This window comes from Thiocapsa marina 5811 (assembly GCF_000223985.1).
GTDB classification, from domain to species: domain Bacteria; phylum Pseudomonadota; class Gammaproteobacteria; order Chromatiales; family Chromatiaceae; genus Thiocapsa; species Thiocapsa marina.
In genome coordinates this window covers 1-26,623 of the sequence record NZ_AFWV01000004.1, presented here as the reverse complement: position 1 = coordinate 26,623, position 26,623 = coordinate 1, and the positions used below count along the sequence as shown (strand labels likewise).

Genomic DNA, 26,623 nt, shown 5'->3' with positions numbered 1-26,623 from the left:
AGCGCTCAACCAACGTGCCGCCCGCATCGATCAAAAAGCCCGGCTCGATCCTGCGTGTCGCCGTCGCCGCGCCGCTGATGGATGCCTTCGATTATCTGCCGCCTCCTCCGGCATCGGACGGCTGCACGGCAACGCCGTCACTGTTGCCCGGTCAGCGCGTGCTGGTGCCCTTCGGCCAAGGTCGGCGCGTCGGCATCCTGCTCGAGCTGCGCGCCACCTCCGACCAAGATCCTGCTCGCCTGAAGACGATCGAGCGCCTCCTCGACGCACGTCCCGTTTTGGGCGCAGCCGACCTGACCCTGATCCGCTGGGCGGCGGACTACTACCGCCAGCCGATCGGCGAGGCCCTCTTCAGCGCACTCCCCGCCCGTCTGCGCCGAGCCACACCGATCCTGGACGAGCAGGTCCCCGGCGTGTCTGCGACAGTCGCCGGCCGGACCCTGGACCTCGAGACATTGCGGCGGGCGCCGAAGCAGCGCGAGCTTCTGACCCTGCTCAGATCCCGACCCGAGGGGATCGCGGTAGCCGATCTGAACGCACGCCTTGGCCCCTGTGCGGCAACGCTGCGCAGCCTCCGTGCGCGCGGCCTGCTCGAGACCTGCCGTCTCGCGGCGGCGGGGCCCGTCACGCCTGCGCCCGGCGCCACGGCCGGCCCCGGCCCCGAGCTCAATGCCGATCAGGCCGAAGCGCTTCGTCGTGTCACGGCCGGGTTGGGCGGATTCAGCCCATTCCTGCTCGACGGCGTGACCGGCAGCGGCAAGACCGAGGTCTACATCCGTCTGATCGAGGCCGCCGCCGCCCGCGGCGCACAGACCCTTCTGATCGTTCCCGAGATCGGCCTAACCCCGCAGCTGCGCGAGCGCCTGTCTTCACGACTGCCCGATCCGCCCGCCGTCCTGCATTCCGGGCTCGCCGCCGGAGACCGCGAGCGGGCCTGGCACCGCGCCGCCTCCGGGCGCGCAGGCGTCGTGCTCGGGACCCGCTCGGCGGTATTCGTGCCGCTGCCGCGGCTCGGCCTGATCCTGGTCGACGAGGAGCATGACGCCTCGCTCAAACAGCAGGAGGGTTTCCGCTACTCGGCACGCGATCTCGCCGTGCGACGCGCCCAGCTGGTCGGATGCCCGGTCGTGCTCGGCTCGGCGACGCCCTCGCTCGAGACGCTCAACAACGCCCAAACCGAGCGCTACGGCTGGCTGCGTCTGCCGCAGCGCGCGGGTGCGGCCTGCACGCCGCGGACATCGTTGTTGGACATCCGCAATCAGCCGCTCCAGGCCGGCCTCTCGGCCGTCCTGCGCGAAGAGATGCGTACCGAGATCGCCGCCGGCAACCAGGTCCTCCTCTTCCTGAACCGTCGCGGCTATGCCCCGGTGCTCACCTGTCACGCCTGCGGCTGGGTCGGCGAATGCCCGCATTGCGACGCGCGCCTCACACTCCATCTGGCTCGCCGACGCCTCTGGTGTCACCACTGCGGTTGGACTCGGCCGCTGCCCGACACCTGCCCGGACTGCAAAGGGACGGATCTGCGCATGCTCGGACGCGGCACCGAGCGACTCGACGAGGAGCTGCGCCCTCTGTTTCCGGGCGTCGGCATCGCCCGGCTCGACCGCGACACCACCCGACGCCGCGGCGAGCTGGCCCGCCTGCTCGACGAGGTCCGGCGCGGCGAGGTGCAGATCCTGCTCGGCACTCAAATGCTGGCCAAAGGGCACGACTTCCCCGGCGTGACCCTGGTCGGGATCCTGGATCTCGACCAGTCGCTCTACGCAAGCGACTTCCGCGCACCGGAACGCACCGCGCAGCTGATCGTACAGGTCACCGGCCGCGCCGGACGCGCCGAGCGCCCCGGACGAGTGGTCCTCCAGACCCGCCACCCCGAGCACCCGCTGCTTCAGAGTCTCTTGCGCGACGGATACACGGGCTTCGCGACCACGGCCCTTGCCGAGCGCCGCGAGGCCGAGCTGCCGCCCTTCAGCCATCTCGCCCTGCTGCGCGCCGAGGCCCCGGCCGCCGAGACGGCATCGGCCTTCCTGAATCAGGCCCGCCTGATTGCAGAAGGGCTTGCAGAAGGCCATACCGAGGAAGCTGCCGAAGGCCGGGCCGAACGGCTCGCAGAGACCGGAGTGCAATGCTACGGCCCGGTCCCGGCCCCGATGGAGCGCCGCGGAGGGCGTTACCGCGCCCAGCTCCTGATCCAATCGCCACAACGCCCCCGGCTCCAGCGGTTTCTTGCCGGCTGGAGCGTCGCACTGCGCGCCTTACCCAGAAGCAAAGGACTGCGCTGGTCGCTCGACGTGGATCCGCAGGATATGAGCTGAGGTTCGAGGCGTTCAGGGCAACACGATCTGCACGGTCTCGGAAGGCCGCAGCAGCTCGTTGGGGCGCCGGTCGAAGATGATGTCGAGATAGTAGACGGCGCCTTCGAGCTCGACACGTACGGCCTGCACACCGAGGCTGTAGACACGCCCGTCGCGCATGGCCCCGTTGATCTTGATGCGTGCCGGCTGGCCCGGCTTGAAGCGCCGCAGCGTGCCGGCGGTCACGAGGGCGCGGGCGAGCATTTGATCGTCCGGTGCGATCACGATGAGGGGCTCCTGCTGGATCGTCTTGTAGATCACGGCGCCGTTCCAGACCTTGCGCGAGACCACGATCCCGTCGAATGGGGCCCGCAGCTCGGTGTGCTCGAGTGCGACTTGGGCCGTGGCCTCGGCCGCCTTCGCGGCCTCCTCCTCCGCTGAAGCGGCGAGCTGCTGAAGCTCGGCGTCCTTAAGCTCTTCGATGGCGATCAAGCCGCGATCGAACAGCTCTTGGCTGCGCGTGAGATCGCGCCCGGCCTTCTCCGTCTCCACGCGTGCTCGGGCGACGCGCGCCTTCGCCTCGAGGAGCCGGGCTTGGGCTTCGCGCTGATCCATCCTCAAGAGGAGGTCACCTTTCGTGACATGCTGACCGGCGCTGACGAGGACCTCGTCGACCACGCCGTTTTCGAGCACGCGCATCTCGACCTCGTGCACCCATTCGAGCCAGCCTTTGAGCTCCTCGGCGGCGAAGGCTTCCGTGGCGAGCATGAGCACGCCGAGGGCGATGAACCACGCCTGTTTCGTCATTGATTCTCTTCTCCGTCTGCCGCTTCGGCGAGGGGCTGCCCGGCTAGGGCCTCGAGCTCCGCCCACACCAGTGCGCGGCAAAAGCTCACCCGTTGGCTCTGCTGCCGGGTCTGGGTCTGTTGACTCATGGAATAGCCGAGGTCGGCGGTCACCTCCTGTTCGTAGAGTGTGCGACTTTCGTCGAGTTTCAGGTCGCGCCAGGCCAACTCGGTGCGCAGGTTGCGCTCGGCCGCGGTCAATGCGCGCAGCCGCAGCAGCAGCTCCAGCACCTGCTGGCGGACCTCCATCTCGATCAGCTCCCGGTCGGCCTGCGAGCGGCCAGCCATCAGGTCGCGCAGGACGGGGGTCTCGAGCGCCCGGGCGAGGACGGTGTCCAGGGTCGGCGGGGGCTCGGGCGGCATCGAGAGGGTCGGCTGCAGTAGATCTCGCGGTAGATCGGCCGGATTGCCGAGCGCCTGTGCGAGCAGTGCGCGCGTCAACTGCTGGCTGATCTCGCTTGCGGAGCGGCGGTGCAGAATCTCCTGATAGACCGACTCCAGCTCCAGGACACGCAGCGGCGAGATCTGCCCGAGCTCGTTGCGCACGGAAGCGCGGTCGAACTGGATGTAGGCGACCGCCATGGCCTCGCTCTCGGTGGAGAAGCTCAGATCCGCGAGGAGCACGTCGAAGAAGCGCTCCATGATCTCGATCCGTTGCGCGTCCAGGGCACTGATCAAGGGTTCGAGCGGTCGGTTCCGCTCGGGGTCGGCAACGCTCGAGCTGCGAAAGGCCAGCCGCTGACAATCCAAGTAGAGCGATTGGCGCCGGGGCAGAAGATCGGCGATCTCGGGCGAGGCCGCGACGCGGGGGTGGCCGGATGCGGCCTCCAGGGCCTCCTCCAAGCCGAGCGGGTCGGAGATGGCCGCTGCCGAGGCGGCGAAGACGGCTCCGAGCAACAGCACGACGATTCGGCATCCGAGCGCACACCGGCGCGCCGCGGTCCTCATGGGTGTTGATCCGTGCGTGTCGGCGTCTCGGACGTTGGCCCTGTCATGGATTGAATCCACCTCGCACATCGTGTTGCCGGCTTGCCCTTGCAGGACGGGGTTCATGAGCCGGGATCCTTGAGCCCGATCCGGCGAACCCGGAGATTAAGCCGATTCCGGGTCGGGGCTCAAGCGATTCGCTCGGGTTTACCGCTAAGTTTTTCCGCGACGGTCCCGCAGGTGTTTCAGGCGGGTTTACACTGCCGGGGTGACGCCCCACTCGTCCGATCGACGGGGTATCTTCCAAGGCCGCAAACGGTGCTCGGCGTTGACCGCACCGATGGCCGAATCCCTGTCCCAATCCACCGAAATCAAGAGGATCTTGCGCATGTCAGCCCTTCGAACCCTGGTTCTTCTCGGCCTGATGGGCACGGTCGTTCCGTCCTTTGCGACCGACGCGCCGACGGCGGGCAACGCCGAGACGGCCCCGCCCGCGATCGACGCGTCGGCGTGGCGGATCCTCGCCTACCGGTCCGACACCGATCTCGTCTCCATCGAGCCCCGCGATGTGCCGCCGCGACTCACCTTCGCCGAGGGTCGTGTCTCCGGCACCCTGGGGTGCAACAGCTTCTCCGGCGGCTACACCCTCGAGGACGATCGCCTGACGATCGACCCGCGGATGGCCATGACCATGATGGCCTGCGAGGAGTCGTTGATGGCTCTGGAGCAGGCGATCACGACGCATCTCGCCGCCGTGGCCGGATTTCGACAAGCCGGCCAGACACTGGAGCTGCTCGATGCCGAGGGCGCCGTCTTGATTCTGCTCGAAACGCTGACCGAGACCCCCTTGGTCGGCGTCACCTGGCGCCTGGAGACGTACAACAACGGCAAGCAGGCGCTGGTCTCCATGGTGAAGGGCACCGAGATCACCCTGACCCTCACCGCGGAGGGCACACTCTCCGGCTCCGACGGCTGCAACCGCTATATGAGCGGCTACACCTCCGACGAGGGTCGACTCATGATCGGACCCATCGCCACCACCCGCATGGCCTGCCGGGGTCCGCAGGCGGTTGCCGAGCAGGCAGCGGCCTATGCCGCGGCGCTCGGGATGGTGCGAGGCTACCGCATCGAGGGCGAGCAGCTCTGGCTGACGACCGAGGATGGCGCGACTGCCGCGCGTTTCCGGGTTGTGCCCGAGACCGCGAAAGCAACCGAGACACGCTGAGCGCCTCGCGGATGCGACCGATCGGAGCACGGTCATGAGGCCGGCCACCCGACCCGATGCGCTCGCGATATCGCTCCTGCGGTGGCATACCGCTCCCCGGCGCTCCGCGCCACGCGAGGGCGTAGAGTCGACTTACCGTGCCGTCAAGGGTGCCCGCAAGACACGCGTGTCAAGTCCCCGGTGATTGAAACCTTTGCGTCACCCGACGCCCCCTGTCCGAGCAGTCGGGTACGGTGACGAAGGAACCGCACCAAATCTACCGAGGATATCCACTCCGACCGTTGCACCACGCCAGGTTTCAATCAGCTTGATCTCGGTCGGGCGCCTCCCGCGGGAGCCGCCCGACCGAGATCAAGTCCGGTTATACTCCGGATCGTCATGGGACCGACCCAAACGAGGCACGCATGCACTGCTGGGCCAGAACAGCCTTCTACCTCCTCGTCACCGTGCTGGGCATCGCGAGTATGATCGGGGCCTGCGGTCAGAAGGGCCCGCTCTATCTGCCCGAGCCGCCGGTCGTCGAGGTTCCGGCGTCCGCGGCCGATATCGGCTCCGATGTCCCGAACGCACCCGTTGCACCTCCCGAATCGAGCGCGACTCCCGACCGACCCTAGCCGGATCGCCCCCAAAATCACCTCAAGCCGAGAGCCTCCCGAGACCGCATGGATCACTTCAATTATCGCGACGATGTCCTCTACGCCGAGGATGTCCCGCTCGCCGACATCGCCGCGCGTTTCGGTACGCCCTGTTATGTCTATTCCCGTGCGACGCTGGAGCGCCATTGGCGCGCCTTCGACCGCGCCTTCCGCGATCATCCGCACCTGGTCTGCTTCGCCGTCAAGGCCAACTCCAATCTGGCGGTGCTGAACGTCCTGGCGCGCCTGGGCTCGGGGTTCGACATCGTCTCGCTCGGCGAGCTCGAGCGCGTGCTCGCTGCCGGGGGCGACCCGGCCAAGGTGATCTTCTCCGGGGTCGGCAAGCGCGAGGACGAGATCCGCTTCGCCTTGGAGGTCGGCATTCGCTGCTTCAACGTCGAGTCGGAGTCCGAGCTGATCCGGCTCGATCGCATCGCCGAGGAGATGGGTGTGGTTGCGCCCGTGTCGCTGCGGGTGAATCCCGACGTCGACGCCCAGACCCACCCCTACATCGCCACCGGCCTGAAGGAGAACAAGTTCGGGATCGACATCCACGCGGCGGAGGAGGTCTATGTCCGGGCCGCGGCCCTGCCGAACCTGCGGGTGACCGGTATCGACTGTCATATCGGGTCGCAGCTCACGGATCTGGCCCCCTTCATCGACGCGCTCGGGCGCGTGCTGACCCTGGCCGAGCGGCTCGGCGAGATCGGCATCCCGATCGCGCATCTCGACATCGGCGGCGGACTCGGCATCCGCTACACCGAAGAGCATCCCCCGGAACCCGCCGCCTATGCCGCGGCCATGAGCTACCAGCTCGGCGATCGCCCCTACGAGATCCTCTTAGAGCCGGGCCGCGCCATCGCCGGCAACGCCGGCGTGCTGCTGACCCGCGTGGAATATCTCAAGGAGAACGGCACGCGTCACTTCGCGATCCTGGACGCGGCGATGAACGACTTGGTACGGCCCGCGCTCTATCAGGCCGTTCAGGACATCGTGCCGGTGATCCACGACACCGAGGCCGAGCCGGCCCGCTATGATCTGGTCGGCCCGGTCTGCGAGACCGGCGACTTCCTCGGCAAGGGCCGCCAGCTCGCGTTGCGCGAGGGCGATCTGCTCGCCGTGCGCGGCTCGGGTGCCTACGGCTTCACCATGAGCTCGAATTACAATAGCCGCCCGCGCGTACCCGAGGTCATGGTCGACGGCGATCAAGTGCATCTGGTGCGCGAGCGCGAGACCGTCGCGAGCCTTTACGCAGGGGAGTCCGTTCTGCCGTCATGAAACGCCGTCCCGAGCCCGAGCTGATGGACACGCAGGAGCAGGCGCTCGCCTACGCCCAGGCGGATTTCAACGAGTCCAACACGCTCTTCATCGACCTGCTGCGCCGGCTCGATCCCGGTCCGCTCGACGGCGCGCGGGTGCTCGATCTGGGCTGCGGGCCGGCGGACATCAGCATCCGCTTCCTGCGCGCCTGGCCCAAAGCCTCCTGCGATGCGCTCGACGGATCCCAACCCATGCTCGATCTCGCCCGAGCCGCGCTCGATGCGCTGCCCGGCGTAGCCAAGCGGTGTCGACTGATCCGCGATCAAATCCCCTCCGCGGCCCTGGAACGGGGCGGCTATGATCTGATCATTTCCAACAGCCTGCTGCACCATCTGCACGACCCGCAGGTCTTGTGGCGGACACTGATCGAGACCGGCAAGCCCGGTGCCTTGGTGCTGATCATGGACCTGATGCGCCCGGCCTCCGCCGGTTGGGTCGAGGCGTTGGTGGCGACCTATGCCGACGGCGAGCCGAAGGTCCTGCGCGATGACTTCCGCAACTCGCTCTTCGCGGCCTTCGAGCCGGCGGAGGTCGCCGAGCAGCTGGCCGCCGCGGGGCTCGACGGGCTCGAGGTCGGCGTGGTCAGCGACCGCCATCTGGCCGTCTCGGGGCGCCTGCCGGGATGAGAGCAGGGATGCGGCTCGCCTTCAGCAAGATGCAGGGTCTCGGCAACGACTTCGTTGTCCTGGATGCCACCGAGCGCCCCATCGCGCTCGACCCCGCGCTGGCCCGCCGGCTGGCCGACCGGCGCTTCGGGATCGGCTGTGATCAGATCCTGCTGGTGGAGCCGCCGCGCCTGCCCGGCACCGAGTTTCACTACCGCATCTTCAACGCCGACGGCTCGGAGGTCGAGCAGTGCGGGAACGGTGCGCGGTGCTTTGCCCGCTTCGTGCGCGACCGCGGCCTGACCGAGCACGACGAGATCCCGGTCGGCACGGCCGCCGGTCCGATCCGACTCTATCTGGAAGACGAAGGCCAAGTCCGCGTCGACATGGGCGCGCCCGAATTCGAGCCCGAGCGAATCCCCTTTCTGGCGGATCGGCAAGCGCTCGACTATGACATGGATGTCGCGGGCGAGTCCGTGCTGATCGGCGCGGTTTCGATGGGCAACCCGCACGCCGTCATCCTGGTGGACGACCTGGACAGCGCGCCGGTCGCACGCTTGGGCCCCTTGGTCGAATCACACCCGCGCTTCCCGCAACGGGTCAATGTCGGTTTCATGCAGATCCTCGCACGGGATCATCTGCGCCTGCGCGTCTACGAGCGCGGTGCCGGCGAGACCCTGGCCTGCGGCACCGGTGCCTGTGCGGCGATGGCCTACGCCCGCCGATGCGACCGGGTGGGCGCACGGGTCCGGGTCAGCCTGCCCGGCGGCGATCTCATGATCGCGTGGAACGCACCCGGCGAGTCCGTGTGGATGACCGGGCCGGCCGTGCAGGTCTTTGAAGGCGAGATCGCGCTATGAGAACACTTGGCTGGCCCGGCAGCGTCGAGCGGACCCGACAGACCGCTGCAGATCGGGCCCTGATCGCCGCGTCCGACATCACCCCCGCAGGGAGGTATTGCGCATGACTCCCCCCGAATCCGCCCCTGTGGCGAGCGAAGACCCGGATCTCGAACCCAGGGTCATCGACTATCTACTGAACGATCCGGCCTTCTTCTCCCGCAATCCGAAGGTCTTGGCGGCGCTGGAGATCCCGCACGACTCGGGGGCCGCGGTCTCTCTGATCGAGCAGCAGGTGCGCGTCTTACGCAAGCAGTTGGACGCCGAGCGCCATCGCCTCACGCATCTCATCTCGCGTGCCCGCGAGTACGAGGCGCTCTCGGGTCGGCTCCACCATCTGGTCCTGAAGCTGATCGCCGCACAGGATTCACAGCAGATCTGCACTCTGCTCAAGGATGCGCTCCTGACCGAATTCTCGGCCGAGGCCATGACGCTCAAGCTCTTCCAGACCGAAGACGAAGGCGGCACCCGACCGGACGCGCTGACGATGGCGTTTCGCGACTTCGTCGATCGCCACCATGCCTTGTGCGGTCCGTTGAACCCGGAGAAGGCGCAGATCCTCTTCGGCGGGACAGGCGCCGAGATCCGATCGGCCGCGCTGGTGCCCGTCCGTGCGGACGGACATGCCGGCGTGCTCGCGATCGGCAGCCACGACGCCGAGCGCTTTCGCCCGGACATGGGTACCGAACTGCTCGACCGGCTCGGCGAGATCCTCGGACAAAAGCTACGCGTCGTGGCGCTGGGGCATTGCGACGAGGCGAGCTAAATCGCGTCCGGTGCGATATGCATGGTTTTTGGATGGGGTCTGCCTCGGCCAAATCCATAAACGTCGGAGCTGACGCGATTTAGGATAATGAATAATCGGAATTTTAAATCGCGCCCCGCCGAAGCCCCGGTCTGCACTTACCACTCACCACTCACCACTAAAACATGAGCACATCGGGCGACCTGATCGAATCCTTCCTCGGCCATCTCGCCCACGAGCGCCGGCTGTCCGAGCAGACCCTGATCGCCTATCGTCGCGATCTCGAGCGGCTGAACGCCTGGCTGAGCGAGGCCGAATCATTCTCCATCGAGAAGCTCGACGAGCAGGCCGTGCGCCAGTATCTCGCTTGGCGGCACCGTCGCGGGGCCTCCGGAAAGACCCTGCAGCGCGAGCTCTCCAGCCTGCGCAGTCTCTATCGCTGGCTGCTGCGTGAAGGTCTGGCCGGATCCAATCCGGCGGTCGGGGTGCGGGCGCCGAAGAGTCCGCGCCGATTGCCGGCGACACTCGACGCGGATCAGCTGGGCAGCCTGCTGGACCATCCGGCCGACGATGATCTGCTCACGATCCGCGATCAGGCCATGATCGAGCTCTTCTACTCCTCCGGCCTGCGGCTCGCGGAGCTGGTCTCGGTCAACCTGGGCGACATCGACATGGCGGAGGGGGAGCTCGGCGTGCTGGGCAAGGGATCCAAGACCCGGCGTGTGCCGGTGGGCAGCAAGGCGCGCGAGGCCGTCCAGCGCTGGATGCAGGTGCGCGCCAATCTGGCCGCGTCCGGGGAGCCCGCGCTCTTCGTCAGCAGCCGCGGGACGCGGATCAATCCGCGCACGGTGGAGGTGCGCATCGCCCGCTGGGCCCGGGAGCACGGCGCAACGAGGGACCTTCATCCGCACTTGCTGCGGCATAGTTTCGCGACCCATTTGCTGGAATCATCGGGCGATCTGCGCGCGGTTCAGGAGCTGCTCGGACATGCCGATATCGGCACCACCCAGATCTACACCCATCTCGATTTCCAGCATCTCGCGCAGGTCTACGACCAGGCCCATCCGCGTGCGAAGAAGCAGAAAACACCCAGGTCGGAGTGACGCCGCCTCCTCCGGCTTCAGACCCGAGAGGGCCGATCTCACGCCGGATCTCACGCCAGGCGTGATCAACGACCGCCTTCAGGCTTATCGACCGCGCTGACCCCACACCATGCTGCTCTCGCCCAAATATCGCTTTCTCTTCGTCCACATCGCCAAGACCGGCGGGACCAGCGTGCGCGCGGCCTTGGAAGGGCTGCGTTGGCGCGACCCCTGGTACTGGTCCATGTTCCTGTGCAGCCGACTAAGCCATCTCAGCGGGCACCGCATCGCCACCAAGCTGCCCCGCCATGCCAAGGCGATCGCCGCGCAGGAGATGCTGCCCAAGGAGGTCTTCGACGGACTGTTCAAGTTCGCCTTCGTGCGCAACCCCTGGGACCTTCAGGTCAGCTCCTTCCACCACATCCGGCGCGAGCGACCGCAGTACCTGGGCGGCCACACCGAGTTCGAGCCCTTCCTGCGCTGGAAGCTCGACCCCGAGCGGCCCTATCAGTATCACGTCGACACCTCGATCGAGCTGCAGAGCGATTACCTGATCGACCTGCACGGGGCCGTGATCGTCGATTTCATCGGTCGCTACGAGCGTCTGCACGAGGATTTCGCCCTCGCCTGCGAGCGCATCGGGATCCCCGCGCTGGCACTGCCGCATGCGCGCAAGGCGACCGATCGCAGCAAGGACTATCGGGGGTATTACACGGATGCGACCGCCGAGCTGGTCGCGAGACACTTCGCCGCGGATATCGCGCTTCTCGGCTATCGATTCGAGCCGGACTAGACCGCGCCCCGGAGACCTATGCGCGGACTCGGGCTTGGGGCTGCGTCGCAGACACCAGCGAGATCCTCGCCGACGCGGTCCAGGACGATAAACAAGGTCTCGGAAACAAGGTGGACACTTGTTTTACCGATAGGCTGTGGTGGTCTTACGGGTGGGCCGGGGTGGTTTTACCCGTAGGCCGGGGTGAGCCTGCGAACCCCGGCCTACACTTCGGAACGTGGCAGCCATCACCGAGTCGGTGAGCCCTCGGATGACCGACATCGTCAACGCCGCCAAAGCCTTCGCACGAAGCACGAAGCGACCAGTCGCCGGATCCCGGTTCAGCTCAGTCCCTCGGCACCAGATCCCGATAGGCATGCCAAGTCGCATGCCCCACCAAGGGGACGGCGATGAAGAGCCCGACATAGAAGGTCAGAAGTCCGATCCCCACGATCCCGACCAGCAGCGCGGCCCACAGCAGCATGGGCAGCCAATTTAGCGCCACCGCGCGGACACTGGTGCGCATGGCGGTGAATCCGTCGACCGGGCGGTCGATCAGCATCGGCACCGAAATGGCGCTGATACAGAAGGCGCAGACAGCAAAAAATGCGCCGACCAGGATCACCGAGAGCATGAGGCCCGTGTACTCGCCCGAGAGCACGACAACCGGAATAAAGCGCGAGAACGGCGGAAACGGGTCGTTGAACATCATAATGAAGAGAAACACGGATGCCAGGATCCAAAGCTGCATCGTCATCATGAGGAACCCCATCGCGATCCCCAACTGCCCCTGATTGCGCTTGAATGCCTCCAATGCCTGACAGTGATCCACCGGCTCCCCGCGCTCCAGGTGCGCGCTCATCTGATAGAGTCCGATCGCCAGAAACGGGGCCATCAAGAAGAAACCCGCTGTCAGGAAAGGGATCAGAAAGGTCAAGTGCCCGATGACCGTCAGCCAGACGATCAGGCCGCTGAGCAGCACGATCATGGCGCCGTATCTCAGACTGTGGACGGGGGCTGCCTTGATGTCCTGCCAGCCTTTGGCAAGCCATTGCCAGGGGTGATCCAAGGTGATCTTGTTGACGCGAGGGTCTACTTGGCGCGGTTCTTCCGCGACGGCGATGTTGTCCATCCTAAATCCTCCGATATTGTTATGGAAACCGGCGAGCGGACTGCACGGAGCTGCGGTATGGGCCGACCCATGAGGCCGGCAACCCTCCAGCTCCCGAGCCACTCTACCCTAGGCGAAGACTGAGCGAAGAACTACGATTCTACAAGATTTCCGAAAAGGCAAGCGGGCCGAGTCTGGATCCGGTGCGAAGGCCGAGCTTCGGACCGATCCGCTTCGCGAGCAATCCCGAGGTATCGGGTCGCGACATCATCCGCACCGGACGATCGGCGGGTCTCCGACACCCTTGCGGCAACGCACGAAACGGGATGCCGCCCAGGATTAACGGGGTGAAGCTTACGTCATGCCGGATGCCGTATATACGGAGACATTCGCTGGGATCTCGGGCTTTAGCCGATACGGAAACCGGATCCCAATGGGTGCTGCACTGCATCAAAACGGCACTTGGTTTAGACTCGGCCCCCATCCAAAACATACGATTCGAATCGGAGCACGCACGCGCATGTCCACCGCACCCGCACCCTACCGACACATCGATGCCGGTATCTATTGCCTCGAGACCGGTCTCTACCGGCACGGCCTCGCCGCCTGCTATCTGGTGCGCTCCGCGGATCGGCTTGCCTTCATCGACACGGGCGCCGCCAACTCCGTTCCCGGTTTGCTCGGCGTGATCGCCGACCTCGGCCTGACCCCGGAGCATGTCGACTACGTCATCCCGACTCACGTCCACCTCGACCACGGCGGCGGCGCCGGCACCCTGATGGCCGCCTGTGCGAACGCCCGTCTAATCATTCATCCCAAGGGTGCGACCCACATGATCGACCCGAGCCGCCTGACCGCCGGCTCCACGGCCGTCTACGGCGAGGAGGCCTTCGCGCGCGACTTCGGCGCACTCACGCCGGTACCGGAAGCGCGGGTCGTCATCGCGGCGGACGGCGACACCTTCGAGCTCGCCGGCCGCACGCTGAAGTTCATCGACACGCCCGGACACGCCAACCACCACGGGTGCATCTACGACGAGACCAGCCGCGGCTTCTTCACCGGCGACACCTTCGGCATCTCCTACCGCGAATTCGATACCGCCGCCGGACCCTGGCTGTTCGCCCCGACCACCCCCGTCGCCTTCGATCCCGACGCCTGGCTCGCCAGCCTCGACAAGCTCATGGCCTACTCACCACAGGCCATGTATCTCACCCATTACGGCCGGGTCCAACACCCCGCCGATCTGGTCGACGACCTTCGCGCCAGCATCCGAGCCCTCGCCGACATCGCACTCGCCGAGGAAGACAATGCCGACGCCGAACGGGAGTCCCGTATCAAGACTGCCGTGAGTGCCTATCTGGTCGCCGGCGCCCGCGCCCACGGTGTCGCGCTCTCGGACGACGCAATCGCCGAGCTGCTGAGCTTGGATACCGAGCTGAATGCGCAGGGGCTGGAGGTTTGGTTGAAGCGGCGGGCGAAGGCTCGGTAGATGTCATTCCCTCGTGCCCACCTCACGCAGGTCGCGATCGGGACCATGTCACGACCACTCCTCATCATCCCGTTGATCGGTCCGCTGGTTTCAAGAGCACATCGAGGCGGCGCTGGGAGAAACGCAGCGGGGACGGCCGAAAAAGCCGGTCGATACACCGCACGAGCGAAACGCTTGACGCAAACCGCCGGCAACAGCTTCCAGGACTCTGATCATATCGGCAAAGAACTCCGACCCTTTTGTGCGGTGCCATTTCGCAGGGTTAGCTCAATGGTGGGTAACTTCTCAAAAACTCATGGCGTCGCCGAAGCGGCCAGCGCACGTTCGCGGATGACGTCGGGTAACAGCGGAACCGTCCCGAGCTGTTTGATGCGATCGCCCAGGTAGTCCCAAAACGAGATCCCCAGCTTACGGCAGGTTTTCTTCAAGCTGGCGAAGCCGTCGCGACAGTCTTTGCCGAGATCGCTGCGGGTGCCGCCGCTGATTTTTCGCCATTTCACGAAGCCGCGGATGTCCCCTTCGCTGCCGTTGGTGTGCAGAACCAGATCGGGGCGTTCGAGGACCAACAGCAGCTCGCTCTTGTGGGTATGCAGGCGCTTGAGGGTGCGGTCGAGGGTGGTGTAGGAGGTGCGCTGGGTGAAGATCGCATCGAAGCGCGCCTCCAGGCCGGAGCGCAGGGCCGGATCGGGGTTGCGACGATAGGCTTTGAGGTCGGCATAGAGATCCCAAATCTCGCCGCGCACCCGCGCTTGATCGGCACGCTGGCGGTCGTTGAGGGGGATGAGCTTGTGCACCAGCCGTTCGGCATGCACCCAGCACAGGGCATGCAGCAGGATCGCGAACTGTCCGGCGCCGTCGCTGATGATCGCCAGATCCAGGGAGAACCCCTGTTCGATCAGTCCACCCAGCAAGGCCCCTTCGGTGGCGATGCGCCGATGGCGTACGCTCGTCATCCCGAGGGCGTCCAGATGCGCCTCCCAAGCGGGCGTGCCCGCGATCGTGGTCAGGCTCTGCAGTTGCCGGCGTGCTGCCGCGGGCAGACCCTCCTCGCACCAGTAGTCCAGGGCATGGGCATTGAGACTGTAGCGCCGCTCGCCGGCCTGCAGCAGCTGCAGGAAGTTGATCCGGCTCTTGCTGTACGTGCTGGCAAACCAGGCAAACCAGTCGTTGCCGATCTGCGTGACATAGCCGTTGCGGCCCTGATGCCGGGCACCGGAATCATCCACGCTGATCCAGCGACTGACCTCCAGTGCGGTGGTGAGCAACTGGTCCTTCTCGGCCAGGAACGCGCCGGTGTGACCGGTGAGCAGGGCGTCGATCTGCCCCGCGGAGATGTCGATGCCCCACGCGCGCAATTGCTCGTGCAGCAGCGGCTGGGTGACCTGACAGTGATGGTGTTGGTAGAGCACGTAGCGGCGCAGCTCGGCACCGAAGTGACCGCCAAACAGATCGCTCGGCAACGTCCCGACCAGCTGCTCGCCGTCCGGGGTCTGCCACACTTCCAGGCGATAGCGGGTGTTGTGCGGGGTGATGCGCAGGTCCTGAACGACGAAGTCGCGGTAGCCTTTGAAGCGCGATCCCGCCGGCAGTTCCACGCCGGGGGGGACCCGGACGCTCTCGTGGATGGTGAGCTGCGCGGTTTTGGGCCGCTTCGCCGAGCCCGGTCGTTTGGCCGGTCCGTCCGTTGCGTCGGCGCCTGCGGCCCCGGCATCACCGTCGGAGGTCTCGGGCTCGGTCTGCTGCTCCATCCCGCTCGGCTTGAACTTCGGTCGAGCCTTCTCGCCCTTGAGCACCGCGATCTCGTCGCGCAACTGCCCGATGAGCTCGGCTTGCCGGCGCTGTTCTTCCAGCAGACGCTCGATCCGCGCCAGCAACACCTCGACCAGCGGCGTACGCTCCGTTTCGGGAATCACCGGCAGTGGATTCGGATCAGCCATGCTCGACAGATGAAGTGCTCAGGGGCGACAGTTTGTCTTACAGTAAAGCTTATTTTCGTAGCTTACTGGTTTCCTTGCCACTACTTTTTGAGAAGTTACAATGGTGGCTCGTCAGCCGACGACATTGATGCGAACAAGCACGAAGGCCATGATTGTTGTTGACTCCAACGTGCTGGCGTACCTGTACTTGCCGGGCGAACACACGGCCGCCGCGGAAGCCTGCCCGAGCGAGCGCCGGACTGGGCCTCGCCGATTTCTTGGCGGAGTGAATTCAGAAACATTCTGGCCGGGTACATGCGGCGTAAATTTATTTCATTTGAACAAGCGGTCAATCTGCAAAGCGAGGCTGCAAGTCTGCTGGCAGGTTGCGAGTTCGAGATTGAGTCCAGAACGGTGCTTGAACCTGTTCGAGACAGTGACTGTTCAGCGTATGCCTGTGAATTCATTGCTCTGGCAATGACGCTGGATACGAAGCTCGTCACTATGGACAAGAAGCTCCTGCGGGCCTTGCCGAATCGCCCTGTCGCGCTCTCGGCGGGCTAACGTTTAGGCCACGGACCCTGCAAACCAGTTCGAACATCGATGGCGCGCGCTCGCTCTTTGGCCGAAGGTTAGGCCATTTTCCGGGTTCATAATCGAGCCCGGCACCTTTTCCGACGCTTCAACGGCGCGACAATTTCGTCGACGCTGCCGACCGACGTCGGATGCCGAACAGCCATCGCGGCCCCGACTGCCGTAGCAACGGGAACCCAGCGTCGTTGGATGAAAACTTGCTTACTCACCTGTAATCGAGCACCCGAGGGGCGCCCGACGATGATCGAGCGGCACGCTTAGGGTGCGCTCGGGGAGTCGCCAAGGAATGTTGCGATGCCGACGCTCGGGCACCGCCCCCGCATGGGGCTTGGCCGCCTGGATGTGTACAGCAGGCGCGACGGACGCGCAGCCGCCAGCATCCGTGCCGATCGAAGGCGCCATCGGCACCGGGTACGACAGCAACCCGGCACAGAGCAGCGACGGCTCGGGTCTGTTCTTCGCCGACGTCGCCCTGAGCATTGCAGGCCAAATGGACCGGAGGATGAGCGGACTGGATTGGCGCCTCGATGCCTGGTACCAGGACTACGAAGGCCCCGACGGCATCGGGCGGCTTGCGGCGACGGGGATCTGGCAGACGACGCTCGATCGCATTCCGGGCGCACTCGCCGTCTCGACCGAGGCCGTTCTGTATCGGGACGAGATCATCCCCGCGGACTCGCGCCACGAGCTCGCCGTGCGTGGCCATTTCGACCGCATCCTGACGCCGCGCCTGGATCTGATGTCGTTCGCCGAGCTGCGTTGGCTCGATTACCTGGACCCGGCCTATCCCTGGGAGGGACGACCCGGCCCCGGTCGGACCGGGCCTTCTCGGGCCGGCACCTCGGGCGGTGCGCATTCGGCCACTCCGTCCGAGTGGGGCGGCGGGGTCAAGCATCGCGAGGACTGGCTTGCCAGCCTTGGGGTGGAGGGTCGCTGGCATCTGTCGGCCGACGCATCCGGCGCGATGGCCTTGAGCTGCGCCCGCAACAGCTCGTCCATCGTCCCGGATGGATACGGCGCCTGCGCGGCCGACCTGTCCTTCACGCTCATGCCGGCGCCGCGGTGGCAGGCTCGGATCGACGCGGGTTGGTATCGGACCGATTATGAACGCACCCGGAGCGGGTTTAGACGGCAAGACACGGGATCTGCGCTCGGCGCATCGCTGCAATGGAGTGCGGGGCCCGGCGAGGTTCTTTGCGAGCTACGCTGGCTCGAAAACCAGTCGGATCTCCCGATCAAGTCCTTCCAACAGACGGTGACCCGTTGTGGCCTGGTATGGCGCTTTTGATCGACAAGGTTGGTGATCGACATCGTTGGCACGCGATGCTGTTGGCTGCCGGCGTGTTCCTCGCTGTTGCACCGGCGCTGGCGGAGACGCCTCTGATCGGTCGAGTCGTCTCGGTGGACAAGAGCTCTGTTCTGATTCAGCCCGAAGGCGTCGGCGCGCAACCCGTGCGTCTGCCGGTCGAGCCGGGCAAGATTCCGGGCGACCTCTCCGCAGGCGCACGGGTGCGGCTCTGGTCCGATCCGGACGTCGCCGCGGGAGGACCGGGTTGGCGCCTCGCTCCACAGGCCGGAGGCCGTGTCGGCACCCTCGACGCCGACCGCACCGGCGTGCGATCGCGCATCGGCCGCGGTGCCGGACAGGGTCCTTTTGGCGGAGGACAGGGCGCAGGCAGCGGCGGAGGCAGTCGGCATGGTCGGTGAGGTCGCAGCCCGCCGACTTCCGCCATCCTGGATCGGCCACCTCTTGGTGTTCGGGCTTTTGGTCGCCATGGCTGCCGGCTGGTTCTTCATCCAGGCACGACAGAGCCAGCAGGGTTTCGTCGCCGATATGGAGGAGCATGCACGGCTGCTTTCGGATGCGGTGGCGCTGCAGGCCCGCGGCGCCGTTCTGGCGCAGGACGCCATCGATTCCATCTTGACCGATCTGCTCGGCAGCTCCGCACGTTTCGTCGACTATCTCGACGGTATCGAGCCCTTCAGCGAGGAGGAGCTCAGCGCATTCGCCACGCAGGCGGGCCTGTCCATGATCCGCGTGATCGGGCCGGGTCGCCGTATTCAGGGATCGCCCGGCGGGCGCGACGAGGTCGGGCCGGGATGCGCGCTCCTACAACGGCTGATCCCCGTCTCCGACACCCAAACCCTGATGTTCGGCGTCCCGCGGGCCCGCACCGACGGCTGTGTCCTCGTGGGCTTGGACAGCCGCGGCCTCGACCGACTGAAGGCCGCGGTCGGTCTGACCCGCGCACTGGAGAACCTGGCAACCCTACCCGGTGTGTTGGCGGTCGAGATGGAGGGCGAGCCGAATGCGACGCTCGCCCGAGCCGGCGGTGTGGGTACCCCGTCGGTCCGCATTCGCCGCCAAGCCGGTGGACGGCTGGTCGCCGAGGCGCTGACACCCGTCGACGGAGGCAAGCTGGTGCTCGTCATGGATGCCGACCGCCTGGTCGAGCAGCACCGGCGGATATGGTTGGAGTTTGCCGGCTTCCTGCTGGTGTTGGTGGTGACCGGCGGGCTCGGCACCTGGTTGCTCTACCGGCACCAACAGGCGCACGATCGCCAGCTGCGGGCCTACGAGCGGCAGTTGTCCCAACAACGCGAAGAGGCCGGGTTGGGTCGTGCCGCCGCCGGCATCGCCCATGAGATCCGCAACCCGCTCAACGCCATGGCGATGGGGCTGCAACGTCTGCAGATGGAGGCCGACGGGCTTGATCAGGGCCAACAGCGGCTGTTGAGTGTTGTCCTGGAGGCATTGCGACGCACCAACGACACGGTCGGGGGCCTGCTCGACTATGCGCGAGCCTATCGACCGCGCCGAGAGCCCGTGCGGCTCGACCAACTGATCGGCGAGCAGCTGAGTCTCTACCGGCAGCGCATCCGGGATCTGGATGTGCATCTGACCGAACAGTTGGCGCGCTCCACCAAGGTCCGCGGCGACCCGGACCTGCTTCGGCAGGTGCTCGACAACCTGCTGCGCAACGCCTTGGATGCCCTGCCGGCTGGAGGCCGATTCGAGATCGGTCTGTCCTCGCGCAACGAGGGCGCGCGGTTGACCATGACCAACGACGGTCTGCAGCTCGCACCCGAGGCGCTGGCGCGTATCCTCGAGCCCTGGTTCACCACCAAGACCGACGGCACGGGCCTGGGTCTCGCCATCTCCTTGCGCATCATCCAGGCCCACGGCGGTCAATTGCTGGTGGACTCCCCGAGCCCCGGCCGACTGCGTGTGGACGTCCTGCTCCCGGACTGAGGCCGTTTGGCCCTGCATCCACCTTCAGATTGACCTCGATCGAGTGCCCCCGATGAACATTCTGATCGCAGACGACGACCCCATGCAGCGCGAGCTGCTGCAAGGTTTCCTCCAACGGCAGGGCCACCGTGTCCTTTGTGCCGCCGACGGTGCCGAAGCCGTCGCGATCGTGCGTGCCGAGCCGGTGCACCTGGTGCTGCTGGACCAACGCATGCCGAAGCTGAGCGGCGATCTGGCGCTGGCTGAAATGAAGGCGCTGAATCCGCTGATTCGCGCCTTCATGATCACCGGCTACGGCGCGGTCGATACCGCCGTGAGCGTGATGAAGCTCGGGGCCGACGAGTTCCTCGAAAAACCGCTGGACCTGCCGAGCCTGCTCGAAAAGATTCAGCGCGTCGAGGTCGTGCTGGCGGTCGACGAAGAGGTCGCGGCGGTGGAGGATGCGCTCGAGGAGAATCCCGGTCTGCCGCTTCGATTGATCGGCAAGAGCCCCGCGATGCTGGAGCTTCTGTCCGTCGTCCACCGGGTGTCGAGCAGCCCGTGGAACGTCCTGATCGGCGGCGAGACCGGGACCGGGAAGGAGTTGATCGCGCGGTTGATCCATCTCCTCGGCACACGACGCGACGCACCCTTCATCGAGGTCAACTGCGCGGCCATCCCCGAGAACCTCTTCGAGAGCGAGCTGTTCGGCCACGAAAAAGGCGCCTTCACCGGCGCGGCGAAACAGCGCCGCGGGCGTTTCGAGCTGGCGCACGGCGGCACCCTCTTCCTCGACGAGGTCGGCGAGCTGCCGCTGATCCTGCAATCGAAACTGCTGAGGGCGCTGCAGGAGGGACGCTTCACCCGGGTCGGCGGCGAGAGCGACCTGACCGCCGATGTGCGTATCATCACCGCGTCGAACCGCGATCTGCGCATCATGGTCGAGGACGGGCGGTTTCGCGAGGATCTCTTCTTTCGTCTCAACGTGCTGGAGATAGACCTGCCGCCCTTGCGCCAGCGGCGCGAAGACATCCCGGCGCTGATCGAGCATTTCGTCGCGCGCTACGCGGATCGTCCCGTACGCCTGTCGCACGAAGCCCTGGACGTCCTCGTCAAGTACGCCTATCCGGGCAACGTGCGCGAGCTCGAGCATATCGTTCAGCGCACCCTGACCTTGACGCGAGGAGGTCTGATCAAACCGGCCGATCTGCCGCCCGAGGTCCGACGTGCCGAGATGATCGACCACGGCCTGCTGCAGGAGCGCATCGAGGCCGTGGAGCGCGAGATGCTGGTGTCCGCCTTGGAGCGGACGGCCTGGATACAGACCCGGGCCGCCGAGATACTCGGGATCAGCGAACGGGTGCTGCGCTACAAGATGGGAAAATACGGGATCCGACGACGCGAGGTTTGAGCGCGGATTGCACCGACGGACCGTCTCGGGGGATCGGCCGCAGCAGGTCCGGCCGAGCCGCTCCGGGTCGGGAAACGGCTCGCTTTCCGGATATTGACCGCTGGTAGCCCTCAGTTGCGTTTTTTGCTCGATCCGCCACGCTCGACCGGGCTGTCGAGGATGGCATCGACGATCGCCGGGTCAAGATGCTGCGCCTCGTAGACGACCCCGGCACGCTCGATCTCGGCAACGAAGGAACGCAGATGGTTGCGCGAGCCACGCATCAAGTTCTCGTAGGCGTTTTGCAGATCGGCGTTGTCGGTCTGCTCGATCGCCAGCTGCAGATCCTCGATGTCCACCTCTTCGATCAAGGCGCCGACCTGCAGAGCCTCGGCATAGGACACACCGCCGCGATCCACCAGGCCGTTATACAGGGTTTGCAGGTCTTCGTCGGAGAACCAACCGGGGATATCCAATTCGGCCGGATCGGGCAGACCGTATTTGTCGAGCAACGGCAACAGGGTTTCCATATGCTGCTGCTCGGACGCGGCAATGTTCACGAAGATGACGGCGTCCCACAGATCGTTCATGTCGAGATAGACGTCGCGCGCAAGCTTCTCCTCCTCGCGCATGAAGCTCAGGGTCGCCGCCTCGTTCGCATCGATCTGCGGCAGAGCGCCGGCGCCGGGTCCCTTCCCGGGTCCGCCGTTCCCGGCGAGAACAGGCAGGGTCATGGATGCGCCGAGCAATGTCGCCATCACGAGGGTTCTGTAAGATTTCATTCGAATGCTCCGTTTGAGTGCGGGTCTGCATTGGATCCCGCACTTGACGAAGGCAAAAGCTGCACCACTCGTAATAATGCTTCGACATCATGGCTTTGGGCTATTTCGCCGCCGACAGCGGGCGACAATGACCGTTCGGCTCGACACTATTGTCGAGTGGAACCTCGGCGCGCCGCGGCGGATAGGCCGTGAGCGGAGGCATGTCCCGTCCACTTCTCATCATCCCGTTGACCGGTCTGCTGCTGACCGGTACCGGCAGTGCCGCGACGACAACACTCGCCGAGGCGGTCGGCGCCGCGCAGGTTTCGGGTTTCTGGTGACGGGTTTGGGTTTCTGGTCACGGTTTACTCAATTCAGATTCTGCGACCGTTACGATTAAGTCAACGGTCACGGATCTGAACTGATGCTGCCCGGAGGGCGCCCGTTGCAAGACGAGCAGGCGGCGGCATGCCGGGCTATCGTGAGACAATCGCGCGCCAGTGCATCCAAGCGCCGAGTCCCGCACCTTGAACCCGCTCAAACGTCTCGCCTCCCAAACCGCCGTCTACGGCCTCAGCAGCATCATCGGCCGGTTTCTGAACTACCTGCTGGTACCGCTGTACACCTACACCTTCGCGCCGGCCGACTACGGCGTGGTGGCGGAGTTCTATGCCTACATGGGCTTTCTGGCGGTGCTGCTGGTGTTCGGGCTGGAGACGGGCTACTTCCGCTTCCGCAGCGGCGGCGAGCGCGAGCCGCCGGTGGTGTTCGCGACCGTGGTGCGCACGCTGATCGTCGCCAACGGCGGCTTTTTGCTCGCCGCGGTACTGTTGCAGCAGCCCATCGCCGACCTGCTGCGCCATGCCGCCCATCCGGAGTACATCTGGTGGGTGGCCGCAATCGTCGCGCTAGACTCGGTCGGCGCCGCCGCCTTTGCGCGGCTGCGGGCCGAAGACAAGGCGCTGCGCTTCGCCGGCATTAAGTTGATCGAGATCGGCGCCAACATCGGACTCAATCTGTTCTTTATCCTCCTCTGCCGACAGGCCTTCGAGGCCGATCCCGACTCCCTGCTCGGCCGGCTGTGGGATCCGGCCATCGGCATCGGCTACGTTTTCCTGGCCAACCTGGCCGCGAGCGGGCTCAAGATCCTGTTGTTGGCACCGCAGCTCAAGGACGGCCTGTTCGGCGCCGGGGCGCTCTTCGACCTGGATCTGTTCAAGCGCATCGTCCGCTACTCGCTGCCGATGGTGATCATCGGCATGGCCGGCATCGTCAACGAGATGCTCGACCGCGCCGCGCTGAAGTACCTGCTGCCCTATGACGACGCCACCAACATGGCACAGCTCGGCATCTACAGCGCCTGCTATAAGCTGTCCATCCTGATGACGCTGTTCATTCAGGCGTTTCGTTATGCCGGCGAGCCGTTCTTCTTTGCCTACGCCAAGCAGCAAGACGCCAAACAGCTCTATGCACTGGTGCTGAATTGGTTCGTGATCTTCTGCGTGTTCATCTTCCTGCTGGTGACGCTGTACCTGGATTCGTTTCAGTACTTTGTCGGCGCCGATTATCGCGAGGGGCTGACGGTGGTGCCGGTGCTGCTGCTGGCGAACCTGCTGCTCGGCATCTACGTCAATCTGTCGATCTGGTACAAGCTCACCGATCGCACGCTGATGGGCGCCTGGGTCGCGTTGATCGGCGCCGGCATCACCATCGCCATGCTCTGGCTATTGGTTCCGATCTATGGCTATCAGGGTGCGGCCTGGGCGCACCTGGCCTGTTACAGCGCCATGGTGGCTATGTCCTACCTGCTCGGCCGGCGCTATTACCCGGTGCCCTACGACATGACCCGCGTGTTCGGCTACATCGCGCTGGGTCTCGGGCTGTTCGGCACGGGCCGCTGGCTGACTTCCGAGCTCGGCTGGAACGCGTTCGCCGCCGGCACCCTGCTGATGCTGGTGTATTTGGCGATGGTGGCGGTCATGGACGGACGCAAGTTGATCGTGCGGCCGGCGTAAGCGAATCGATGCGGACAGCCGGGCATCGTTGCCCGTTCCCGATCACGACTGCCGCGCCGGTCTAGCCTTGCAATAGCGCAGCGGACGCAGGGCCATTGCCATCATAGGTGTGAGGATCGCCGGCACGCTGCCTCTTCGCCCGGTAGCAGGCCGCATCGGTGGCGTTCAACACCATATCGACACCCTTGGTGTGCTGATCGATCAGGGCCATGCCGATGCCAGAGTATCGGACTCGCGCAAACGGTTCTCGATGAGCACACCGATATCTTTGAGCAACTGATCACCGGTGGCATGTCCACAGGTATCGTTGACGACCTTGAATCGGTCCAAATCCATAAACAGGACAACGTGAGGCATCTGCTCCGCCGCCGGGTTGAGATAGATCGTCCGGCCGTTGGCATCGGCGACGACGACGGCGTCATGCATCACGGCAAGTGTTACGCCGGCTTGCTGTTCGGATTGAAAGAGCTCGTCCGCAATTCGCCGCTCCACGCGTAAAGACAAGACCTGCAAACCGACCAGGATCAGCGTCGCGAGAAGGGTGGTGAAAAAAACCGCCACGGCAATCCCTCCGAGAAGAATCCAGGCGGACAGGGACACCTCGACAGAGCCGACCTTCCGCGGGCCGTCGTAAACGCCACGGGAACGGATGACGGGCGCGTCAAGGACGCCACGACCGACAACCGTGATGAGCTCGCCGGCCGGGTCATAGACGCTGACCTGCTCATCGGTAAGGGGAACAGGCTCGCGCTCGATCATCCCATTGACTCGGTTTTCCGCATACATCCAGAGGTTGAGGAGATCAGCGACCAACTCATTGAGAGCGTTGGCTTTCACAAACGCCTTGAAATCCAGGTCGTTCACAAGATCCCGATACGTCAAGACCCCGGCACCGATCGGCAGTATCAACCAAGCGAAGAGCGCAACGAACGTCGCGAAGCGCCGGATATAACGATCAAGTGGTTTCAGCAGAGTCGACATTGTCGTCTATTCTTGGGGAATCCAGTGCCCGGTCCGGACGAGAATAGCGATGCCTTCTGGCGAGTGCGCATAGTCAATAAAGGCCTTTACCGTGTTCGAGGGACTGCGCGGCACAATGAAGTAAAACCGCTTATAGAGCGGATACGTTCCGTTGGCAATGTTGGCTGGGGTTGGTTCGACGCCGTCGAGGCTCAACGCGCGAAACGGGCGCTGCTCTGACAGAATGAGTGACAGGGCTGTGACGCTCAAGGCTCCTGGAATCGATTCCAGTTTATCGGCGGCATCCTGGTCTGTTGTCGCGAACGCAAAGCCCAGCTGTTCGGATGCGCTATCGACCGCGGCAGACACTTCGGGTGACAGCGTACGAAGTTGCCGCGTATTATCATCGCCCAACTGTCGTTGATGCCCTGCGCATGCAGGTGTCGGCGAATCAGCTGCACGAACTGATAAGCGAGTACGGTGATGAACAGGTGCCCCTCGCAACGCTCTTCCCTATGGTGGAAGATCGGACGCAGTCCGAGTTCCGATTTGAAGGAGCAGAACACCGCCTTGGGGTCGGTGAACATCATATTGGTCCGCCACAGTTGCTCGGCGCCCCAAGTGAGTTCGTTGCTGCGCAGGCAGTAGACCCCGGGATGGGTCGTCATGGTGCCGTCGATGGAATGGCGCTGCCAGTGGATGGCCTGTGCCTTCTGGCCGCTGGCGTCGGGGACGAGCTCAATGTGAGTTTCTGGTGACGGTTTACTCAATTCAGATTCTGCGACCGTTACGATTAAGTAAACTGCCAGTGGAATTGCAATTTCACATGAGGCGAAGCGCTCGGCAAGGTCGTCCCGAACCGCGACCGCGACCGCGACCGCGACCGCGGCGGGCATGCACGAACCCGTCATGGCTTCGGTTCAACCCACGTCGGGCGAAGGCTCCGCGACATTGTTCGCCATGCCGAGCCACGGCTGCAGCGCATCGAACAATGCCGTGTGCTTCACCGGCTTCATCAGCACCGCATCCTGCCCCGCGCAGGGCTCGCGTCTCTCGGCGGAGGGCACCGGGACACGAAGTCCGACGATCGGCAGATGGCGGGCGTCGCCGAGCCGTTGCGCACGGATGTGTTCGGTGACCGTGCAGCCGTCCATGTCCGGGAGCGTGTCGTCCATCAACACGGCATCGATGCCACCCTCGGCGCACCGAGCGATGGCCTCGGCACCGCCGGCGACACAGGCGCACGACGCCCCATAGCGCTGCAGAATCCGGGTGAGCAGCGTTTGGTTCAGTGCATTGTCCTCGACCACCAGTACATGGCCCGCCAACCGCGGTTCGGGGACGGACCCTCCGTCCGGCCGATCCGTCGGCGCCGGCACGGCATCGGCGGGCATCCGGAGCACGAAACGGCAACCGCCGTCGATGGCCTCGAGGTCGAGGGTGCCGCCGAGACCCTCGAGGAGCCGCCGGCACAGGTAGAGACCGATCCTGCCGCTGTTGAAGGCGTCCGCCACCAGCCCCTCCGGCGTCGGGGGCCGTGCGAGCTGCTCCGCGAGATCCTGCAGGTCCGCCCCGCCCGTCGCCACCACCTCGAACACCGGTCCGCGCGGTCCTGCCGGCGGCGCCTCGACCGTCGCCGCGAGCACGACCTCGGCGCCGGACGCGGCCCCGAGCCAGAACCCCGATGCGCTCAGGCAGAACTCCCTCAACACCATGAACAAGCGCCTCCGGTCCAGCGCAAACCACTGCTCCGCCGCAGGCGAATGGCGCGACCGCAGCACGCCGCCACGGCGCTCCGCCGCGGGT

25 protein-coding genes and 1 pseudogene are annotated in these 26,623 nt (G+C 65.3%); 16 read left to right on the top strand and 10 right to left on the bottom strand.

From position 1 onward, the window contains the following. The first annotated feature begins 14 nt into the window (after positions 1 to 14). A complete protein-coding gene (locus tag THIMADRAFT_RS06400; RefSeq protein ID WP_007192169.1) occupies positions 15 to 2,315 on the top strand; it encodes a primosomal protein N' in 2,301 nt (766 codons plus the stop codon). A 12-nt stretch (positions 2,316 to 2,327) separates the two neighbouring features. Here the strand turns inward: THIMADRAFT_RS06400 and THIMADRAFT_RS06395 are convergent, their stop codons facing one another. Together THIMADRAFT_RS06395 and THIMADRAFT_RS06390 are read right to left on the bottom strand one after the other, a co-directional pair. Continuing rightward, entirely contained in the window at positions 2,328 to 3,101 is a 774-nt protein-coding gene (locus THIMADRAFT_RS06395; protein ID WP_007192168.1) for an efflux RND transporter periplasmic adaptor subunit, read from the bottom strand. After that, entirely contained in the window at positions 3,098 to 4,192 is a 1,095-nt protein-coding gene (locus tag THIMADRAFT_RS06390; RefSeq protein WP_007192167.1) for a TolC family protein, read from the bottom strand. The genes THIMADRAFT_RS06395 and THIMADRAFT_RS06390 overlap by 4 nt, the downstream gene beginning before the upstream one ends. A gap of 262 nt (positions 4,193 to 4,454) precedes the next feature. Here THIMADRAFT_RS06390 and THIMADRAFT_RS06385 point away from each other — a divergent pair, with 262 nt between their 5' ends. From THIMADRAFT_RS06385 to THIMADRAFT_RS06350, 8 genes are all read left to right on the top strand, one after another. After that, a complete protein-coding gene (locus THIMADRAFT_RS06385; RefSeq protein ID WP_007192166.1) occupies positions 4,455 to 5,291 on the top strand; it encodes an META domain-containing protein in 837 nt (278 codons plus the stop codon). Positions 5,292 to 5,695: 404 nt separating this feature from the next. Then, on the top strand, positions 5,696 to 5,905 hold the full coding sequence (gene lptM, locus THIMADRAFT_RS06380; protein WP_007192165.1) for an LPS translocon maturation chaperone LptM: 210 nt from the start codon (positions 5,696 to 5,698) through the stop codon (positions 5,903 to 5,905). A 48-nt stretch (positions 5,906 to 5,953) separates the two neighbouring features. Further along, positions 5,954 to 7,204, top strand: coding sequence for a diaminopimelate decarboxylase (gene lysA, locus THIMADRAFT_RS06375; RefSeq protein WP_007192164.1), 1,251 nt, complete (start codon positions 5,954 to 5,956; stop codon positions 7,202 to 7,204). Then, positions 7,201 to 7,872 carry a class I SAM-dependent methyltransferase gene (locus tag THIMADRAFT_RS06370; protein WP_007192163.1) on the top strand — a complete coding sequence of 224 codons (672 nt, stop codon included), beginning with the start codon at positions 7,201 to 7,203 and terminating at the stop codon, positions 7,870 to 7,872. Before lysA ends, THIMADRAFT_RS06370 begins: the two co-directional genes overlap by 4 nt. 8 nt (positions 7,873 to 7,880) lie before the next feature. After that, positions 7,881 to 8,711 carry a diaminopimelate epimerase gene (gene dapF, locus THIMADRAFT_RS06365; RefSeq protein WP_007192162.1) on the top strand — a complete coding sequence of 277 codons (831 nt, stop codon included), beginning with the start codon at positions 7,881 to 7,883 and terminating at the stop codon, positions 8,709 to 8,711. 103 nt (positions 8,712 to 8,814) lie between these two features. Further along, the gene (locus THIMADRAFT_RS06360) at positions 8,815 to 9,516 is read left to right on the top strand and encodes a DUF484 family protein (protein ID WP_007192161.1); all 702 of its coding nucleotides are present in this window, start codon (positions 8,815 to 8,817) and stop codon (positions 9,514 to 9,516) included. Positions 9,517 to 9,680: 164 nt separating this feature from the next. Continuing rightward, a complete protein-coding gene (xerC, locus tag THIMADRAFT_RS06355; protein ID WP_007192160.1) occupies positions 9,681 to 10,598 on the top strand; it encodes a tyrosine recombinase XerC in 918 nt (305 codons plus the stop codon). Between the two features lie 109 nt (positions 10,599 to 10,707). Next, complete coding sequence (locus tag THIMADRAFT_RS06350) at positions 10,708 to 11,370, top strand: sulfotransferase family 2 domain-containing protein (RefSeq protein WP_007192159.1); 663 nt, start codon at positions 10,708 to 10,710, stop codon at positions 11,368 to 11,370. A gap of 325 nt (positions 11,371 to 11,695) precedes the next feature. On the opposite strand, the gene THIMADRAFT_RS06345 is transcribed toward THIMADRAFT_RS06350, so the two are convergent. Then, positions 11,696 to 12,481: a DUF2189 domain-containing protein gene (locus THIMADRAFT_RS06345; RefSeq protein ID WP_007192158.1), complete on the bottom strand. Its 786-nt coding sequence runs from the start codon at positions 12,479 to 12,481 to the stop codon at positions 11,696 to 11,698. Positions 12,482 to 12,980: 499 nt separating this feature from the next. Between THIMADRAFT_RS06345 and THIMADRAFT_RS06340 the strand changes: the two genes are divergently transcribed. Beyond that, positions 12,981 to 13,949 carry an MBL fold metallo-hydrolase gene (locus tag THIMADRAFT_RS06340; protein WP_007192157.1) on the top strand — a complete coding sequence of 323 codons (969 nt, stop codon included), beginning with the start codon at positions 12,981 to 12,983 and terminating at the stop codon, positions 13,947 to 13,949. A gap of 293 nt (positions 13,950 to 14,242) precedes the next feature. Here THIMADRAFT_RS06340 and THIMADRAFT_RS06335 read toward each other — a convergent pair whose 3' ends face one another. Next, on the bottom strand, positions 14,243 to 15,886 hold the full coding sequence (locus THIMADRAFT_RS06335) for an IS66 family transposase (protein ID WP_007192156.1): 1,644 nt from the start codon (positions 15,884 to 15,886) through the stop codon (positions 14,243 to 14,245). 294 nt (positions 15,887 to 16,180) lie between these two features. Here THIMADRAFT_RS06335 and THIMADRAFT_RS27825 point away from each other — a divergent pair, with 294 nt between their 5' ends. The 5 genes from THIMADRAFT_RS27825 to THIMADRAFT_RS06310 all read left to right on the top strand — a co-directional run bounded on the left by THIMADRAFT_RS27825 (position 16,181) and on the right by THIMADRAFT_RS06310 (position 21,102). Next, positions 16,181 to 16,429, top strand: a complete 249-nt coding sequence (locus THIMADRAFT_RS27825; RefSeq protein WP_007192155.1) for a type II toxin-antitoxin system VapC family toxin — start codon at positions 16,181 to 16,183, stop codon at positions 16,427 to 16,429. A 316-nt stretch (positions 16,430 to 16,745) separates the two neighbouring features. Next, entirely contained in the window at positions 16,746 to 17,747 is a 1,002-nt protein-coding gene (locus THIMADRAFT_RS06325) for a hypothetical protein (protein ID WP_007192154.1), read from the top strand. A 35-nt stretch (positions 17,748 to 17,782) separates the two neighbouring features. Continuing rightward, positions 17,783 to 18,166 carry a hypothetical protein gene (locus THIMADRAFT_RS06320; RefSeq protein WP_139052721.1) on the top strand — a complete coding sequence of 128 codons (384 nt, stop codon included), beginning with the start codon at positions 17,783 to 17,785 and terminating at the stop codon, positions 18,164 to 18,166. Further along, positions 18,156 to 19,712, top strand: a complete 1,557-nt coding sequence (locus THIMADRAFT_RS06315; protein ID WP_007192152.1) for a sensor histidine kinase — start codon at positions 18,156 to 18,158, stop codon at positions 19,710 to 19,712. Before THIMADRAFT_RS06320 ends, THIMADRAFT_RS06315 begins: the two co-directional genes overlap by 11 nt. A 52-nt stretch (positions 19,713 to 19,764) precedes the next feature. Beyond that, positions 19,765 to 21,102, top strand: coding sequence for a sigma-54-dependent transcriptional regulator (locus tag THIMADRAFT_RS06310; protein ID WP_007192151.1), 1,338 nt, complete (start codon positions 19,765 to 19,767; stop codon positions 21,100 to 21,102). A gap of 110 nt (positions 21,103 to 21,212) precedes the next feature. On the opposite strand, the gene THIMADRAFT_RS06305 is transcribed toward THIMADRAFT_RS06310, so the two are convergent. Continuing rightward, complete coding sequence (locus tag THIMADRAFT_RS06305) at positions 21,213 to 21,863, bottom strand: DUF2202 domain-containing protein (protein WP_007192150.1); 651 nt, start codon at positions 21,861 to 21,863, stop codon at positions 21,213 to 21,215. 506 nt (positions 21,864 to 22,369) lie between these two features. On the opposite strand from THIMADRAFT_RS06305, the gene THIMADRAFT_RS06300 reads away from it, so the two are divergent. Then, complete coding sequence (locus THIMADRAFT_RS06300; RefSeq protein ID WP_007192148.1) at positions 22,370 to 23,857, top strand: oligosaccharide flippase family protein; 1,488 nt, start codon at positions 22,370 to 22,372, stop codon at positions 23,855 to 23,857. 61 nt (positions 23,858 to 23,918) lie between these two features. Here the strand turns inward: THIMADRAFT_RS06300 and THIMADRAFT_RS27385 are convergent, their stop codons facing one another. The 5 genes and pseudogenes from THIMADRAFT_RS27385 to THIMADRAFT_RS06280 all read right to left on the bottom strand — a co-directional run. Continuing rightward, positions 23,919 to 24,068, bottom strand: coding sequence for a hypothetical protein (locus THIMADRAFT_RS27385; protein ID WP_199484218.1), 150 nt, complete (start codon positions 24,066 to 24,068; stop codon positions 23,919 to 23,921). Further along, a complete protein-coding gene (locus THIMADRAFT_RS06295; protein WP_007192147.1) occupies positions 24,059 to 24,838 on the bottom strand; it encodes a PAS domain-containing protein in 780 nt (259 codons plus the stop codon). The genes THIMADRAFT_RS27385 and THIMADRAFT_RS06295 overlap by 10 nt, the downstream gene beginning before the upstream one ends. A 6-nt stretch (positions 24,839 to 24,844) precedes the next feature. Further along, entirely contained in the window at positions 24,845 to 25,087 is a 243-nt protein-coding gene (locus tag THIMADRAFT_RS24485; protein ID WP_007192146.1) for a substrate-binding domain-containing protein, read from the bottom strand. A 131-nt stretch (positions 25,088 to 25,218) separates the two neighbouring features. Further along, positions 25,219 to 25,563, bottom strand: a pseudogene (locus THIMADRAFT_RS28720) (IS1634 family transposase); the annotation flags it as partial. A 174-nt stretch (positions 25,564 to 25,737) separates the two neighbouring features. Then, the coding region (locus THIMADRAFT_RS06280) for an ATP-binding response regulator (RefSeq protein ID WP_040730088.1) at positions 25,738 to 26,623 on the bottom strand (886 nt) is incomplete at its 5' end.

Bases quoted from the DNA above. Each gene is read 5' to 3' on its own strand.
- THIMADRAFT_RS06350 (WP_007192159.1), top strand. From the start codon at position 10,708: ATGCTGCTCTCGCCCAAATATCGCTTTCTCTTCGTCCACATCGCCAAG.
- THIMADRAFT_RS06360 (WP_007192161.1), top strand. From the start codon at position 8,815: ATGACTCCCCCCGAATCCGCCCCTGTGGCGAGCGAAGACCCGGATCTC.
- THIMADRAFT_RS06340 (WP_007192157.1), top strand. From the start codon at position 12,981: ATGTCCACCGCACCCGCACCCTACCGACACATCGATGCCGGTATCTAT.
- THIMADRAFT_RS06335 (WP_007192156.1), bottom strand. From the start codon at position 15,886: ATGGCTGATCCGAATCCACTGCCGGTGATTCCCGAAACGGAGCGTACG.
- dapF (WP_007192162.1), top strand. From the start codon at position 7,881: ATGCGGCTCGCCTTCAGCAAGATGCAGGGTCTCGGCAACGACTTCGTT.
- THIMADRAFT_RS06390 (WP_007192167.1), bottom strand. From the start codon at position 4,192: ATGAACCCCGTCCTGCAAGGGCAAGCCGGCAACACGATGTGCGAGGTG.
- THIMADRAFT_RS27825 (WP_007192155.1), top strand. From the start codon at position 16,181: ATGCGGCGTAAATTTATTTCATTTGAACAAGCGGTCAATCTGCAAAGC.
- THIMADRAFT_RS27385 (WP_199484218.1), bottom strand. From the start codon at position 24,068: ATGGCCCTGATCGATCAGCACACCAAGGGTGTCGATATGGTGTTGAAC.
- THIMADRAFT_RS06395 (WP_007192168.1), bottom strand. From the start codon at position 3,101: ATGACGAAACAGGCGTGGTTCATCGCCCTCGGCGTGCTCATGCTCGCC.
- THIMADRAFT_RS06305 (WP_007192150.1), bottom strand. From the start codon at position 21,863: ATGAAATCTTACAGAACCCTCGTGATGGCGACATTGCTCGGCGCATCC.
- THIMADRAFT_RS06315 (WP_007192152.1), top strand. From the start codon at position 18,156: ATGGTCGGTGAGGTCGCAGCCCGCCGACTTCCGCCATCCTGGATCGGC.
- lysA (WP_007192164.1), top strand. From the start codon at position 5,954: ATGGATCACTTCAATTATCGCGACGATGTCCTCTACGCCGAGGATGTC.
- THIMADRAFT_RS06370 (WP_007192163.1), top strand. From the start codon at position 7,201: ATGAAACGCCGTCCCGAGCCCGAGCTGATGGACACGCAGGAGCAGGCG.
- THIMADRAFT_RS06385 (WP_007192166.1), top strand. From the start codon at position 4,455: ATGTCAGCCCTTCGAACCCTGGTTCTTCTCGGCCTGATGGGCACGGTC.
- THIMADRAFT_RS06345 (WP_007192158.1), bottom strand. From the start codon at position 12,481: ATGGACAACATCGCCGTCGCGGAAGAACCGCGCCAAGTAGACCCTCGC.
- THIMADRAFT_RS06320 (WP_139052721.1), top strand. From the start codon at position 17,783: ATGCTGTTGGCTGCCGGCGTGTTCCTCGCTGTTGCACCGGCGCTGGCG.
- THIMADRAFT_RS06310 (WP_007192151.1), top strand. From the start codon at position 19,765: ATGAACATTCTGATCGCAGACGACGACCCCATGCAGCGCGAGCTGCTG.
- THIMADRAFT_RS06325 (WP_007192154.1), top strand. From the start codon at position 16,746: ATGTTGCGATGCCGACGCTCGGGCACCGCCCCCGCATGGGGCTTGGCC.
- xerC (WP_007192160.1), top strand. From the start codon at position 9,681: ATGAGCACATCGGGCGACCTGATCGAATCCTTCCTCGGCCATCTCGCC.
- THIMADRAFT_RS06295 (WP_007192147.1), bottom strand. From the start codon at position 24,838: ATGTCGACTCTGCTGAAACCACTTGATCGTTATATCCGGCGCTTCGCG.
- lptM (WP_007192165.1), top strand. From the start codon at position 5,696: ATGCACTGCTGGGCCAGAACAGCCTTCTACCTCCTCGTCACCGTGCTG.